This window comes from Corynebacterium sp. KPL4015, assembly GCF_040225725.1.
GTDB lineage: Bacteria > Actinomycetota > Actinomycetes > Mycobacteriales > Mycobacteriaceae > Corynebacterium > Corynebacterium rhinophilum.
The window spans coordinates 1-14,345 of record NZ_JBEHGF010000024.1 but is presented as its reverse complement, the minus strand read 5'-3'; the positions used below and the strand labels follow the sequence as shown (position 1 = coordinate 14,345).

The 14,345-nt window shown below is 58.7% G+C and carries 15 protein-coding genes and 1 pseudogene; 11 read left to right on the top strand and 5 right to left on the bottom strand.

Features of this window, described 5'->3' with window-relative positions; all coding sequences use genetic code 11:
• The first annotated feature begins 9 nt into the window (after positions 1-9).
• From ABRP64_RS09075 to dnaB, 6 genes are all read left to right on the top strand, one after another.
• A complete protein-coding gene (locus tag ABRP64_RS09075) occupies positions 10-1,401 on the top strand; it encodes a glycosyltransferase family 87 protein (RefSeq protein WP_349866215.1) in 1,392 nt (463 codons plus the stop codon).
• Positions 1,398-1,586 (top strand): hypothetical protein, encoded by a 189-nt coding sequence (locus tag ABRP64_RS09070; RefSeq protein ID WP_284771257.1) that lies wholly within the window; start codon positions 1,398-1,400, stop codon positions 1,584-1,586. The genes ABRP64_RS09075 and ABRP64_RS09070 overlap by 4 nt, the downstream gene beginning before the upstream one ends.
• A 122-nt stretch (positions 1,587-1,708) precedes the next feature.
• Positions 1,709-1,999, top strand: coding sequence for a 30S ribosomal protein S6 (gene rpsF, locus ABRP64_RS09065; RefSeq protein WP_023016353.1), 291 nt, complete (start codon positions 1,709-1,711; stop codon positions 1,997-1,999).
• Positions 2,000-2,048: 49 nt separating this feature from the next.
• Positions 2,049-2,603 carry a single-stranded DNA-binding protein gene (locus ABRP64_RS09060; protein WP_284771256.1) on the top strand — a complete coding sequence of 185 codons (555 nt, stop codon included), beginning with the start codon at positions 2,049-2,051 and terminating at the stop codon, positions 2,601-2,603.
• A gap of 48 nt (positions 2,604-2,651) precedes the next feature.
• Entirely contained in the window at positions 2,652-3,104 is a 453-nt protein-coding gene (gene rplI, locus ABRP64_RS09055) for a 50S ribosomal protein L9 (protein WP_005275797.1), read from the top strand.
• A gap of 462 nt (positions 3,105-3,566) precedes the next feature.
• Positions 3,567-5,000: a replicative DNA helicase gene (gene dnaB / locus ABRP64_RS09050; RefSeq protein ID WP_005275794.1), complete on the top strand. Its 1,434-nt coding sequence runs from the start codon at positions 3,567-3,569 to the stop codon at positions 4,998-5,000.
• A 5-nt stretch (positions 5,001-5,005) separates the two neighbouring features.
• On the opposite strand, the pseudogene ABRP64_RS09045 reads toward dnaB, so the two are convergent.
• The 4 genes and pseudogenes from ABRP64_RS09045 to ABRP64_RS09030 all read right to left on the bottom strand — a co-directional run bounded on the left by ABRP64_RS09045 (position 5,006) and on the right by ABRP64_RS09030 (position 9,202).
• Positions 5,006-5,469, bottom strand: a pseudogene (locus tag ABRP64_RS09045) (VanZ family protein).
• Positions 5,470-5,497: 28 nt separating this feature from the next.
• A complete protein-coding gene (locus ABRP64_RS09040; RefSeq protein ID WP_349866213.1) occupies positions 5,498-6,799 on the bottom strand; it encodes an MFS transporter in 1,302 nt (433 codons plus the stop codon).
• 3 nt (positions 6,800-6,802) lie between these two features.
• Entirely contained in the window at positions 6,803-8,992 is a 2,190-nt protein-coding gene (locus tag ABRP64_RS09035; protein ID WP_349866211.1) for a heavy metal translocating P-type ATPase, read from the bottom strand.
• 9 nt (positions 8,993-9,001) lie between these two features.
• Positions 9,002-9,202, bottom strand: coding sequence for a heavy-metal-associated domain-containing protein (locus ABRP64_RS09030; protein WP_023027975.1), 201 nt, complete (start codon positions 9,200-9,202; stop codon positions 9,002-9,004).
• 119 nt (positions 9,203-9,321) lie between these two features.
• Between ABRP64_RS09030 and trxA the strand changes: the two genes are divergently transcribed.
• Positions 9,322-9,693 (top strand): thioredoxin, encoded by a 372-nt coding sequence (trxA, locus tag ABRP64_RS09025; RefSeq protein WP_005275779.1) that lies wholly within the window; start codon positions 9,322-9,324, stop codon positions 9,691-9,693.
• 91 nt (positions 9,694-9,784) lie between these two features.
• Positions 9,785-10,522 (top strand): PspA/IM30 family protein, encoded by a 738-nt coding sequence (locus tag ABRP64_RS09020; RefSeq protein ID WP_284771253.1) that lies wholly within the window; start codon positions 9,785-9,787, stop codon positions 10,520-10,522.
• Here ABRP64_RS09020 and ABRP64_RS09015 read toward each other — a convergent pair.
• Positions 10,519-11,694 carry an NYN domain-containing protein gene (locus tag ABRP64_RS09015; RefSeq protein ID WP_284771252.1) on the bottom strand — a complete coding sequence of 392 codons (1,176 nt, stop codon included), beginning with the start codon at positions 11,692-11,694 and terminating at the stop codon, positions 10,519-10,521. The two genes, ABRP64_RS09020 and ABRP64_RS09015, sit on opposite strands and share 4 nt — an antisense overlap.
• Before the next feature lie 208 nt (positions 11,695-11,902).
• Here ABRP64_RS09015 and ABRP64_RS09010 point away from each other — a divergent pair, with 208 nt between their 5' ends.
• The 3 genes from ABRP64_RS09010 to ABRP64_RS09000 all read left to right on the top strand — a co-directional run bounded on the left by ABRP64_RS09010 (position 11,903) and on the right by ABRP64_RS09000 (position 14,053).
• On the top strand, positions 11,903-12,277 hold the full coding sequence (locus ABRP64_RS09010) for a GntR family transcriptional regulator (RefSeq protein WP_035108334.1): 375 nt from the start codon (positions 11,903-11,905) through the stop codon (positions 12,275-12,277).
• On the top strand, positions 12,274-13,077 hold the full coding sequence (locus ABRP64_RS09005; RefSeq protein WP_284771251.1) for an AAA family ATPase: 804 nt from the start codon (positions 12,274-12,276) through the stop codon (positions 13,075-13,077). The genes ABRP64_RS09010 and ABRP64_RS09005 overlap by 4 nt, the downstream gene beginning before the upstream one ends.
• A gap of 343 nt (positions 13,078-13,420) precedes the next feature.
• Positions 13,421-14,053, top strand: a complete 633-nt coding sequence (locus ABRP64_RS09000) for a hypothetical protein (protein WP_284771250.1) — start codon at positions 13,421-13,423, stop codon at positions 14,051-14,053.
• Positions 14,054-14,345 lie beyond the last annotated feature (292 nt).

Sequence of the window (14,345 nt, the reverse complement as noted above, 5' to 3'; positions counted from 1 at the left end):
GCGGTACGCGTGAGCCAAGACCAGCGCTTGTCCGCCGCAGACGAACCAATGGCGCGAGGCGTCATAGAGTTCTTGGGCGGGCCGAGGGGACGCTTTGCCCGGGATAGCCGCGCGCAGTGGTGGACCCCGCTGCGCGCGCTCATCGCGGTAGCCTGGATTTTCTTGGCCGGTGGGTTCTTATCCAAGGCAAATTGCGCCGCTGGTACTCGCGGCGAAGACGGCACCATCAAGCTGGATTGGTCCGCTAACCGCCAGTACACCTCTTTTTGCTATAACGACATCGTCCCGCTTTATGAAGGCCGCGGATTAGATCAACCGGGCTTTCCCTACGCCTTTTCCTGGCAGGAAGATGGCCTGACCCGCTACATGGAATACCCGGTATTGGCGGGGATGTTCCAGGGCCTGATGGGCTGGATTGCGCGCCATACTTATGGGCTCGTGGAATGGGCTGGGGTGCCCGCCGCTGGCTGGTACTTTGGGCTCACCGCCATGGTCATGGCCTGCATCTGGGTCGGCGTCATCTACATGGTTTACCTCTTGGTGGGAAACCGCACGTGGGACACCATCCTGGTAGCCGCCAGCCCGTTGATTATCATCCATGCCTTTAGCAATTGGGATATACCTGCCATCGCCTTTGCCGTCGGCGCGCTACTGGCCATTAGCCGCCACCGCCCTTGGCTCGCCGGCATCCTCATCGGCCTTGGAACCGCATTCAAATTATGGCCGATATTTCTGCTCGGTGCGTTTTTCGTCCTTGCCTGGCGCAGTCGCCGCTGGGACGCTTTTGCCAAGGTCGCCGTCGCTACGGCTGCCGCTTGGTTCGTGGTCAACCTTCCCGTTGCCTTGAAATACCCGGACGCCTGGGCGGAATTTTTCCGCCTGAACCAGGAACGCGGCGCGGAATGGACCACCCTGTATGCGCTGATTAGCCGGAATCTGGACATTTCTTTCAGCCAGGACTTTTTGAATACTTTCTCGCTCGTGGCATTCATCTTCTTGTGCGCCGGTATTGCCTTGGCCGGCTGGCGCAGCCCGCTTACACCGCGGGTAGCGGAGTTGGTCTTCCTCATCGTCGCGGCCTTCCTGCTGGTCAATAAGGTTTGGTCCCCGCAGTATTCGCTCTGGCTCCTAGTTCCAGCGGCCTTGGCCGTGCCGCGTTGGCGGTTGGTTTTGGGCTGGGCGCTTGCCGATGCCCTCGTATGGCCCCTGCTCATGTGGCACATGCTGGGCATCGATAATAAGGGTATTCCACACGAGCTCTTGGACGTGGCGATCCTTGTGCGCGATGGATTCATCATTGCCATGGCGGTTATTGTGCTGCGGCAAATGTGGAATAAAACGGAAGATAAAGTGCGTGCGGCGCATACGGGCCGCGACCCAGTGGCGGGAGTATTTCAATGATTGTGACCATAATCGGCATGGTGTCGATCTTGTTGGGCTTTATCTGCGTTATGGCGGCCTTTTGGCTGTTTCATAACAGGGAAGATAAGCGCGGGCCCATCATCTTGGGCATCCTTGCCATTGTTTTTCTCACCATCATTCCCGCGACGTGTGCTATCTTTTTTGCCTCCACTACGACGGGATAGATTTCTTTTCGCCGGTCATTTGCGGTACTGTGGTGGGGTTGCTTGACGCAACGCACCCTCCTGCTGCATCCGCAAAGGTGATGCAGCCGAAAACGACTAGACCATAGGAGGTGATGAGGTCCGTGCGTCACTACGAAGTCATGATCATTCTGGATCCTAATCAGGATGAGCGCACCGTAACCCCGTCCCTAGATAAGTACCTCGACATCGTCCGCAAGGACGGCGGCAAGGTTGAGAACCTCGATGTATGGGGCAAGCGTCGCCTTGCATACCCCATCGAGAAGAAGGAAGAGGGCATTTACGCCGTCGTTAACCTGGAGTGCGAGCACCCTTCGGTTTCCGAGCTCGACCGTCGCCTGAACCTGAACGACACCATCCTGCGTACCAAGGTTCTGCGCACCGACAGCAAGTAGCGGATACTGGGATCAAGCACAATCCACGTAACCGATAAGGAGTAAAGACATGGCACAGGGAGATACCAATATTACGGTGGTGGGCAACATAGTTGCTGACCCCGAGCTTCGCTTCACCCCAGCGGGTGCGGCGGTAGCTAACTTCCGCGTCGCCTCCACGCCTCGTCGCTATAATTCGCAGACGAACCAGTGGGAAGACGGCGAAGCTATGTTCCTGACCTGCAACGTATGGCGCCAGGCGGCGGAGAACGTCGCCGAGACCCTGAGCAAGGGCATGCGCATCATCGTTACCGGCCGCTTGAAGCAGCGTTCCTTCCAGACCCGCGAGGGTGAAAACCGCACTGTATTTGAGATCGACGTCGATGAGGTCGGTCCGTCGCTCCGCTACGCCACCGCACAGGTAAACCGCAATCCCCGTGAGGGCGGCGGCAACTTTGGCGGCGGCGGCCAGCAGCAGCGCTCGAATAACAATAATCAGGGCGGCTTTGGAGGCCAGCAACAGCAGCAGTCGCAGCAGCAGAACCAGGCTCCTGCAGAGGATCCGTGGAACTCCGCACCGCCAGCAGGCGGCTTCGGAGGCGCTGATTCTGAACCTCCGTTCTAAGTCTGTCACCCGCAACTATTCAACTAACTCAATTGAAAGGCAGGGATCATGAAGCTGATCCTCACCGCTGCCGTTGAGAACCTCGGCGCCGCTGGCGAAATTGTTGAGGTTAAGGACGGCTACGGACGTAACTACCTGCTTCCCCGCGGCTTGGCCATCGTGGCTTCCCGCGGCGCTGAGAAGCAGATTGAGGGCATCAAGCGCGCCCAGGAAGCTCGCGAAATTCGCGACCTGGACCACGCACGCGAGGTCCGCAACCAGCTTGAGCAGCTGACGAACGTTGAGGTCAAGGTTAAGACCTCCACTTCCGGCAAGCTCTTCGGTTCCGTTAACGCAGAAGACATTGTCAAGGCCGTCTCCAAGGCCGGTGGCCCTAACTTGGATAAGCGTATCGTTGATATGCCCAAGGGCCTGGTCAAGAAGACCGGCAACTACCAGGTCGAGCTGAAGCTGCACGCTGACGTGCTCGGCAAGGTGAACTTCTCGGTCGTCGCTGCTTAAGCAGCGCTCGACGGTCCACAGACCCAAAGACAACAGCACGGCTTAAGGCCCCAAGAATTCTCTATGTGAGGTGGAGAATTCCTGGGGCCTTTTGCCTACCCAACTGGCCTGTGGATAACTGTGAAAATCTGTGGATGAATGTGGAATTCAGGGTACGGGCTCACCAAGATTTTTGCACGACTTTACCGCTGGTCACGGCCTATTTTCCGCCACTGTGTGGGAATTTTCACACTTCGAAATAATCGCCCTGACCAGCGGTTATTATCGTTGCAGGTCACAGTGATGCCAAGTTATCCACAGTCGTGACCTCGGCAAATGAAATGCAACGATCGGCCTACCAGGTAATTCCACAAGCACCTGTGGATAACTGTGGGAGTTATGCCCAGGCAGGTAGTGTCCGGGAGCTCGTCTACACTTGGACAGCGTTACGCACGGTCTCTTTACGGACACCAAGGGGGACACATGACCAACGCGAGCTTCGATGATGAACAGCTTCCGCCGGAACCACCGGCGCCGGATAATGCCGTAGCGCGCCGGCCGCGGTACCAACAGGATCAACCGCAGCGCTACGAGGAGTATCGCCAGCCGCCGTCGGACCGGGAAGCAGAGCAGGGCGTATTGGGCGCTATGCTGCTCAGCCCCAATACGGTCATGGAGGTAATTGAAGAGCTCGAACCCGATGACTTCTATTATCCGGCCCACGCCTTAATTTATGGTGCCATGCTGGACCTCTACGCGGCGGGGCAAGACATCGACCCCCTTATCCTTTCCTCGCGGCTGGATAGGTTTAATAACCTCGAACGCGTTGGTGGTGCGCCCTACTTACACACCCTTTTGGCTACCGTTCCCACCGCGGCCAATGCCCGCTATTACGCGGAAATCGTGGCGGAAAAGGCCGTCCTGCGCCGGCTTGTGGATGCCGGTACGCGCGTGGTCCAACTGGGATTTTCTGGCACAGAGGATGCCGAGATCGAATCGGTGATCGACCGAGCCCAGCAGGAAGTATTTGCCATCGCCCAGCGCAAGACCGCTGAGGACTACCGCGTGCTGGGTGATCTGATTGATCCCACCATTGATGAGTTGGCGGCGCTACAGCAGGCGGGCGGCGTTGAATTGGGCGTGCCCACAGGCTTCATTGACTTGGATAAGCTCACCAATGGCTTGCACGCAGGCCAGATGATCATCGTGGCGGCGCGACCCGGTGTGGGTAAGTCCACGCTAGCGATGGACTTCATTCGCTCGTGCTCTCTGCAGCACGGCAAGTCCTCCGTCATTTTTTCCTTGGAAATGTCAGCCTCGGAGATCGTGATGCGCCTGCTCTCCGCGGAATCTGAGGTCAAGCTCACCGATATGCGCAGTGGTGGCGTCTCCACGGAGGATTGGGCGAAGATCGATGACACGCTTAACCGCATTCAAGATGCGCCGCTGTTCATTGATGATTCCCCGAACCTCACGATGATGGAGATCCGTTCGAAAGCCCGCCGGCTCAAGCAGCAGCATGGCCTCGACCTCATTGTTTTGGACTATCTCCAGCTGATGTCTTCGGGTAAAAAAGTGGAGTCGCGCCAGCAAGAGGTTTCGGAGTTCTCGCGCCAGCTCAAGCTATTGGCTAAGGAACTTGAGGTGCCGGTGATTGCCATTTCGCAGCTGAACCGTGGACCTGAAGCTCGTAATGACAAGAAGCCGCAATTGGCTGACCTGCGTGAGTCCGGTTCCTTGGAGCAGGACGCCGATATGGTGATGCTGCTATACCGCCCAGACTCGCAGGACCGCGATAACGAGCGCGCCGGAGAAGCGGATATTATTTTGGCCAAGCACCGCGGCGGTCCCATTGACACGGTGCAGGTGGCCCACCAGCTGCACTACTCCAAGTTCGTCAACATGGCGCACGGATAAAGGGCTTATAGGTCCACGACCGCGGCGGGGTCCCCTAAGCGGGGGCCCAGAATTACCAGCACGATAAAGACCGCGGCCGCGACCAAGGAAAGCCACCGCCATACCGGGAAGAGGCGCTGCCCGCCCCAGCGGGCGATCGCTGCACCGATGAGCGCGCCGAGGGTATTAAAAGCAGATCATCGATATCCGTGCGGCCTAGCGCGAAGACATACTGGGCCGTCTCCAGGGTTAGACTCAGCGCGAATCCCCAGGCAGTTGATACTTTCACCGAGCGGCATAGCGTGAATATCAAAAGCCCGAAGGGGATGAAGAAGGCGGTATTGCCGGCGTATTCGAAAAGCGGCGCAAACCAACTATTGCCGGAAAATTCATCGAGGGGAACTAAATGGAGCTCGCGGACGCGCTGGTTTTCGGGCTTCCACAGGTAACCAATCTGGAAGAAAGCTTTCAGGGTGGTCAGCGCCACCATGACGCCAATCCACGCGCTAAGGGCTAATTTATCGAGCAAGGGCCTCACCCTTAAGCTCAGGCAAAGTAAATGCAGCTGTGGCGGCGATGGCGAAGGCAGCCGCAAAGAGCACGAAAAGGAATCCAGCGCCGGTCGCCGCGATGAGTGGCGGCACAACGAGCGGTGCGACGATGGAGGCGATGCGACCAAAACCGGCGGCGGCACCTGTACCACGACCGCGCAGCGCGGTGGGGTAGAGCTCCGGACCAATCGCATAAAGAGCACCCCAGGCGCCGAGGTTGAAGAAGGACAACAGGCACCCGGCGATGATGATGAATACTTCGGAGCTTGCGGTGCCATAGAGCCCGGCCGAGACGGCGGAGCCGACCAAGAACACGGCGAGGGTGACTCGCCGGCCCCAGACCTCAATGAGCCAGGCGGCGGTGGCGTAGCCCGGTAGCTGTGCCAAGGTAATGATGAGGGTGAAGCTGAAAGATTTTACGAGCGAGAAACCATCGGCCACCAGCAGGGACGGGATCCAGATGAAGGCACCGTAATACGAGAAATTGACGCAAAACCAAATGGTCCACAGCGCCGCCGTGCGGCGGCGCAGGCCCGGCCCCCAAATGGAGGTCTCGGTGGAGGCGGTGGGTTCCGGGTGGGCATCGTCAAGCGGCTGGCCCGCGGCGGCCTCTTCGAAGGACGCCACAACCTCTTCGGCCTCGCCGTGGCGGCCCTTGGATTCGAGGAAGCGCACCGATTCCGGCAAGCCGAGGCGCACGTAAACCGAATAGGCGGCGGGGATGAGCCCCACGGCAAAGCCCCAGCGCCAGCCGTTTTCGCCGGCGCCCACGATGAAGGTGCCGATGAGCGCGGCGAGGATCCAGCCGAGCGCCCAGAAGGCCTCGAGCAGGACCACCATGCGCCCGCGGATGCGGCGCGGCGAGAATTCGGAGATGAGCGTGGAGGCGACCGGCAGCTCCGCGCCCAAGCCGAGCCCAACGATGAAGCGGAAGATGATAAGCATGGTCAGCCCACCGGCCAAGGCGGAAGCGCCGGTGGCCAGGCCATAGACCAAGAGGGTGAGGGAGAAGATGTGGCGGCGGCCGTACTTATCCGCAAGGAGCCCGCCGAATGTCGCGCCCAGAGCCATGCCGAGGAAGCCAACAGAGGCGAGCCAGGAGGTTTGGGTGCTGCTCAAATCCCAATGCACGGCCAGGGCGGCCATGATGAAGGAAATGAGCCCCACATCCATAGCGTCGAGCGCCCACCCTAGGCCGGAGCCTAGGAGCAGGCGCTTGTGTTTGCTGGTGACCGGGAGCCGGTCTAATCGTTCATTGCGGCTGAGCATGCGCTAATCATAGCGCTGGCTAGAAAATTTCCGGAGACGCAGGGAATTGGAGACGACGAATACGGAGCTCAATGCCATTGCAATGCCGGCAAATAGCGGGTTGAGCAGGCCAAAGGCTGCCACGGGGATGAGAATAATATTGTAGGCAAAGGCCCAGAACAGGTTGCCCTTAATAATCTGCAGCGTGCGGCGGGAAAGGCGAATGGCATCGGCCGCGGACCGCAGGTCCCCATTCATCAACGTGATATCGGAGGCCTCGATGGCAACGTCGGTACCGGCGCCCATCGCCAAGCCAAGGTCCGCCTGGGCCAAGGCCGCGGCATCGTTGACGCCGTCACCAACCATCGCCACATTGTGCCCCTCGGACTGGAGCTTCTTGATGACGTCGACCTTTTCCTCCGGAATGACGCCGGCCGTGACCTCGGTGATGCCAACTTCCTCTGCCACGCGCTTGGCTGCGCCCTCGTTATCGCCGGTCAGCAGGTGCGGGGTTAGGCCCAGCTGCTTCATCTGTTCTACGGCCTCAGCGGAGGTGGGCTTGATGGTGTCCCGGACCTCAATGAGCCCAGCGAGCCCATCGTCGAGGTACACCGCCACCGGGGTAGCACCCGCGGCCTCTGCCTCGCGGAAGGCATCGGCGTACTGGCCTAGTTCTCCACGCGGCTTGCCGACGCCCACGCGGGCCCCATCCACCGTCGCTTCCACGCCAGCGGTGCTGGTGGAAAAGTCGGTGCCGGGCTCCACGTCGCGCTCACGGGCAATGGCCTGGGCGATGGGGTGCTCGGAGTTCCGCTCGACGGCGGCGGCGTACTCGAGGACATCGCCATGCACGGCCGTAACGGACATTTCACCGGCGGTCACCGTGCCGGTCTTATCCATCACGATGGTATCGACCTGCTTGGTGGACTCGAGGATCTCCGGGCCCTTGATGAGCAAGCCCAGCTGGGCACCGCGGCCGGTGCCGACCAAGATGGCGGTCGGGGTGGCAAGGCCCAGCGCGCAAGGGCAGGCGATGATCAGCACGGAGACGGCGGCGATAAACGCCGGCGCCACGCCGCCAAAGATGAGGTGTACCAGCAGCGTGAGGACGGAAATGCCGATCACTATCGGTACAAAGACCTGCGCGATGCGGTCCACCAGGCGCTGCACGGGTGCCTTGGAGGCTTGCGCGTTGGTGACCAAGGTGGCCATTTGGGAAAGGACCGTGTCCTCGCCCACCTGGGTGGCCTTGACCTCCAACTTGCCGGAAGCGTTAATGGTGGCGCCGGTAACGGTATCGCCCACGCCCACCTCTTCCGGGACGGATTCACCGGTGATCATGGAGGCATCCACGGCGGAATTGCCGGAGACGACCTCACCATCGGTGGCAATCTTTTCGCCCGGGCGCACAACGAAGACATCGCCCACCTGCAATTGAGAGATGGGAATGCGTTTTTCCTCGCCGTCCCGCAGCACGGAGGCTTCCTTCGCGCCCATGGATAGCAGGGTGCGCAGCGCCTCAGAAGACTGCCCCTTGGCCTTGACCTCGAACCAGCGGCCGAGGAGCAGGAAAGTAATGACCATTCCCACAGACTCAAAGTAGATATGGTCCATCTCGGCCGAGCTGGAGGACCACGACATGCTCATGGTCATACCGGGCTCGCCGGCGTTGCCAAAGAATAGCGCGTACAGGGACCACAGGTAGGCGGCCGAGGTGCCCATGGAAATCAAGGTGTCCATGGTGAACGAGCCGTGCTTCAGGTTGGTCCACGTAGCGGAGTGGAAGGGGGCGCCACCAAAGATGAAGACGACGGTGGCCAGCATGGCGCAGGCCCACTGCCAGTTCTGGAACTGAAGGGCAGGCACCATAGAGACGACCATGATGGGGGCAGACAATACCGCGGAGATGATGGTGCGCCGCAGCAGGCTCTGTTGTTCGGCAGCGCGGGCATCATCAACCGGCGTGCCCTCTGCGTCCTCGTCCTGGTCGCCGTCATCGCTGCCGGACATATCGAAGGCGCTGTATCCGGCGCCTTCGACGACCTTGATCAGATCCGCAGGCGTAGAAGTCTCCGGATCGAACTCAATAGAGGCGGATTCGGTGGCAAAGTTAACGCTCGCCTCAACGCCGTCTACCTTGTTGAGCTTGCGTTCTACCCGGGAAGAGCAGGACGTGCAGGTCATGCCCGAGACCCCGAGATCAACGTGTGACATGTTATTCGCCTACTTCAGGGTGTATCCGGCTTCGGCTACGGCGGCTGCTACTTGCTCATCGGTGAAATCGCTGCCGGAGACAGACACTGCGCCGGTGGTGTGGTCTGCGGAAACCGCGTCCACACCGGCGATTTCGCCTACCTCTTCGCGGATGGACATTTCGCAGTGTCCGCAGCTCATTCCTTCTACGGTGTAGTTCTTCGTTGCCATGACTATCATCCTTTCTCGATTGCTTATGCTTCCATGCTATACCCCCTAGGGGTATCAGGCAAGGAAGAAATTTAGGTACGGTGGGGAATAAACCACAATGTAAAGGAGTTACAACGAGTATGGCTACTATTGATGTCACTGAAGAGAACTTTGAACAGACCGTAACCGGCGAAGGCATTACGCTTGTCGATGCCTGGGCGGACTGGTGCGGCCCATGTAAGCGCTTTGCCCCTGTCTACGAGAAGGCATCCGAGGAGCACACGGATGCTACCTTTGCCAAGCTGGACACCGAGGCAAACCAGGGCCTTGCTTCCGCGCTGCAGATTCAGTCCATTCCTACCCTGATGATCTTCCGCGATGGCATCCTCGTATTCCGTGAGGCCGGCGCACTGCCGCCCGCAGCACTGGAGGATCTGCTCAAGCAGGTCAAGGACCTGGACATGGCTGAGGTTCGCCGCCAGGTTGAAGAGCAGAACGCACAGCAGGCATAGAATCTGAATTTTCAGAGCTTCCACGGCGTTTTCTGGTGAGTATCGCTAAACTCGCTAGAAAGCGTCTTTTTTATGACCAAAGGAGATTGTGATGGCTAACCCCTTCAGCAAGGGCTGGAAGTACGTGATGAGTTCTCTCGATCAAAAGATTGATGAGAACGCCGATCCAAAGGTCCAAATCCAGCAGGCGGTTAAGGCCGCCAAGGAACAGCACCAAGAAATCTCGGATCATGCGGCAGAGATCATCGGGCACAAGTCTCAGTTGGAAATGCAGATGAACCGCCTGGTGAAGTCCCAGCAGGATTACCAATCCCAAACCGAGCGCGCCTTGGAGCTCGCGGATTCCGCTGAGGACCCCCAGAAGGCGAATGAGTACAACCAAGCCGCTGAGGTAGTGGCTTCCCAGCTCGTCGCGGTGGAGCAGGAACTAGAAGACGTCAAGCAGCAGCACGCGGCGGCGGAGCAGGCGGCTGAACAAGCCAAGAACCAGCAAAAACAATCCGAGGCCCGACTCAAGGAGCAGCTGGCACAGGTGAGCCAGTTGGAAGCGCAGGCGGATCAGGCCGCAATGCAGGAAAAGAATGCGGAAGCACTCGATTCCATGAACGAGCTCAAGCCCGATGATTCCGTGCCGAGCCTGGATTCCGTCCGCTCCAAGATTGAAAAGCGCTATGCCGATGCGCTTGGTGCACAAGAGTTGCAGCAGGCAACCGGTGGCGACCGCATGAGTGAGATTCAAGCGGCCGGCAACGACATGAAGGCCAGCGCGCGGCTAGATGCGCTGCGCGCCGATATGGCCAAGAAGAAGGAAATCGAATCCGGGGATTAATTCTCGCGGCGGATATTAATTAGCACGCCGCGGATTCCTGAGTGGAACCCATCGCGCAAGTTCACGCGCTGGGTTTCCGTCAGGGTGTATTCATGCAGGGTTTCGCAGGCGAACTGCAGCAGCGGGCGGTCGATTTCCGGCGGTAATCCGCCGCCAGACAGTAAGTGGGCTTGGTCGCGCTGCTCTGAGTTGGCGGCATTATCAAACCACCACGATGCGTACTGCTGGCCCACATCGAATGGGGACTGGAACCCGGCAGAGCTCCAGACCTCTTCTGGCAGCGGGACGTACTTCGAGCGCAGCTTGCGCCGCGGTGCCATCATTGACGGCTTCGGCGCAGGCTTTGGTGCTGCTTGATCGGTAGCCTCGGCCTCTTCGGCAGGGCCCTTCTCCGCTTCTGCAGTGGGCTTGTCTTGCTCTTGTGGGGTTGGGGTTGCGGCCTGCTGTGCGCTTTGAGGCGGCGCAGGCTTTGGGGCAGGCGCCGGCGTCGGCTTTTCCGGGGTGCCGAATGCGGTTTCCACCTCGGAGGGCTCCTCGCACTCGTCGCAGTGCTCGGCTCCTGGAAGCTCCTCTTCTGCTTCCTCTGCCTTCTGCGCTGCATCGCGGACCACTGGGGGAAGCGGTCCCTCGAGGACCTGCAGCTCCATGGAATCCGCGAAGTCCTCGCGCGGATCCAAGATGGTGGTGGAATCGCACGTATGGCGCAGCGCTGCGGACATGGAATCCCAGCCAAACCCGTACAGGTGCACGCGGATGCCATTGTCCACGGCGGTCTGCGCGCCGGGAATCATGTCCGCGTCGCCGCTGACCAGCACAAAGTCGGTGAACTGGTTCTTCACGGCGGCCATGACCATATCGGCCACGAGCCGGGTGTCTACGCCCTTTTGGGTGCGTCGCTCGCCCCATTCAATGAGTTGTCCCGTGCGCAATTGCACGCCCTCGCAGGTGCGAAGGGCGCGTTGGTAGCGGTGCGGACCGGTATCCGGGATTCCGTCGTACCAGTATTGGCGTTGAATCGGGTTGCCTAATTGCTCCTCGATCATTCCGCCCATGGTGCTGACCACCTCGGGCAGATCGATTTCTAGCTGCGCGCGGGCCCCCGTTTCCCAGGAGTTATAAAAGCTCGCGAGCAGGTATGAGGCATCGACAAAGACAAGTGTGCGTTCAAGCATGGCTCCTAAGTTCCGTTCTAATTGTTCTAAATAAAATTCTTTGTTACCTCCAGTGTGCCTTATTCACCCCGAAACGTCGATCACAATTCGCTAATTCCCAGCATATTGGCCGCAAATGAAAAGTTTTCGGTGACCATTGCGGCGTCGGCAAGTGTGTTATATGGTTAGTTACACAACTAACTAAGTAACTAACGAGCCGAAGGTGATGATGGATAACTCCACGCAGCCGCTCTTTCGGCAGATTGCGTCCTTGGTGGAAGACACCATTGTGGACGGCACTCTGGCGGAGGGCGATAAGGCACCTTCCACCAATGAGTTGGCGGATTTCCACAACATCAACCCCGCAACCGCGCGGAAGGGGATCACCCTCTTGGTGGACCTAGGGGTGCTGGAAAAGCGGCGGGGCATCGGCATGTTTGTGGCCGAGGGTGCATCGCGTGCCATCCGCGAGCGCAGGCGAGGCGACTTTGCCGCGGAATATATGGCCCCGCTTGTCGATGAAGCAGTTCGCTTGGGCTACAACCGCGCCCAGCTCCATGACCTTTTCGATCGGGTTGCAGAAAGCAGAGGAATGTACTCATGATTACTACCCGCGATTTCACCTTTTCCGCAGGTCTTACCCATGGCTTGGTGGGCCGCAACGGAATTGGCAAGACCACCTTATTGCGAAAAATTGCCGGCCAAATTCAATCCGGTCGCATCACGGTCTTCGACCGCCAGCCCTTTGATAACCAATCCGTACTCAACCGGGTAATCCTCATGGGCATCGACAATCCGCTGCCGGATTCGTGGGGTAGCAAGAAGCTCGGCGCCGTCGGCCAGGCGCGATGGCCCAACTGGAATGCGGAGCAATATGACGACCTCATCGCCGGCTTCGACATCCCAAATAAGGCGTATTCCGCGCTCTCGCGTGGACAGAAATCGGCATTGGGATTTGTTTTCGCCGTTGCCTCTGGCTGCGAAATAATGCTTTTGGACGAGCCTTATCTGGGTCTCGACCTGCCACGGCGCGAACTCTTTTACCAGGTCCTCCGGGAAGAGCACGGTCGCACCATCGTGGTATCCACCCATCACCTCAATGAAATAGAGGGGTTGTTGGACACTATTTCCCTCATGGGGGAGAGCCCTATCAGCGGTCCAGTGGATGAATTTGTTGATTCCTTCCTGGAAATCAGCGGGCCCGAGGAGGCCATCTCCGCGGCCGTTTCCGCCCTTGACCTGCCGGTATTGGAGCGCGCTTCAACCAGCCTGGGAGACCAAGTGCTTGTCGATGCCCGCACTACCTCGCCCGATCCCGTCTTCCGCTATGCCAACGAACATCATCTCCGGGTAGCAGAGGTATCACTTGAAAAGGCTGTCCGAGCATTGGAGGAGCAGTCATGAAACTCTTATGGCACACAACGGAATGGGTCTGGGTAACAGTCCTATTCTTCATTGCGCTTTATCCTGTACTTTTTGGCGAAAAGTGGGGAACTGTCACCTTGCTCTTGCCCCTTGTGCCCATCCTGACGTATCAACCCAGTTTTGATAAGTACCAAGTACTTGGCCTGAGCTCACAGATATGGAATGAACACCGCCGGATTATCGTCTCGGTTTTTGCTGTTGTGGCCATGGCAGGAGCGGCTGCACGGCAGAGCTGGTGGGCGTTGGCTGTTTATGCGGCGGCATTGGCATGGGCGCTGTGGCGGAAACCAACCCCAACCAGGACGGGGTACTCACGACCCCTTTGGGAATTGCATCCAAGCTTGGGCGTTTCCCGCCGACGCTCGACGCGCAGGCTGTATACCGCCGCCAGGTCCGCATGTGGCTGATGGTCGTCGTATTCTTAGCCATCAACGTTGTGCTTTCGCTAATGAGCACGCTGTGGGAACCGATGGAATTCATCGCTTTCATTGCTTGGTCACTCTCCGCCGTTTTCATCAGCCAGCCCATGGGCATATTGCGGGATACGCTCAGGGATTATGTCACCCTCGGCGGCACGCGTCGGCGCTGGGCTTCCATGACCGCAATGACGGGGCTCATCCTCATCCTTGGTTGCGCCGCCGTAGGGTTAGCCCTTTCCTTCTGGGGGAACACAATCGAGGTCGCCGCCGGCATGACCGCCATCGCGGGCGTCACCGTCCCGGGACTTATGTACCTCGAGTTCCTAGAGAAGAGGACCCTTGGAGTTTTAGTCGCGTACCTCCTCGGTATCGCAGCACTGTTATGGCTTTTCGCCCAAGGCTATATCTCGGCCGCGGTGGGGATGTTTATAAGCCTTGGCATCTACGCCGTATGGGCCGTAACTCTGCCGATATATGCACGCCGCATAAGCAGCCTGTGGAGGAAAGGCTTTGCGGGCTGGCTTGGCATGAGATAAATGCGTTCGAAACCAGGAGTGAACAGCGAGTTTGTAAAAGTTTAAAGCGGTGTGTAACTTAATACGAGTCAGCGCGACCGACAGCGCCCCACAGAGACAAGAATTTGTTTCTGGCTGAAGCGGCGATAGGAAAACAGGCCCTGACAAAAAATAACTTTTTACTCGCAACGAGTTCCATGCTTTAGAGCATGTAGCTGTTGTGTGGTGACGATGTCTGAGAACTCAATAGTGTGCCAATGTACTTATTTTTTATTTTTGTGTGCATGGTTGTGTGTTGATTGGTCTGTTGGCC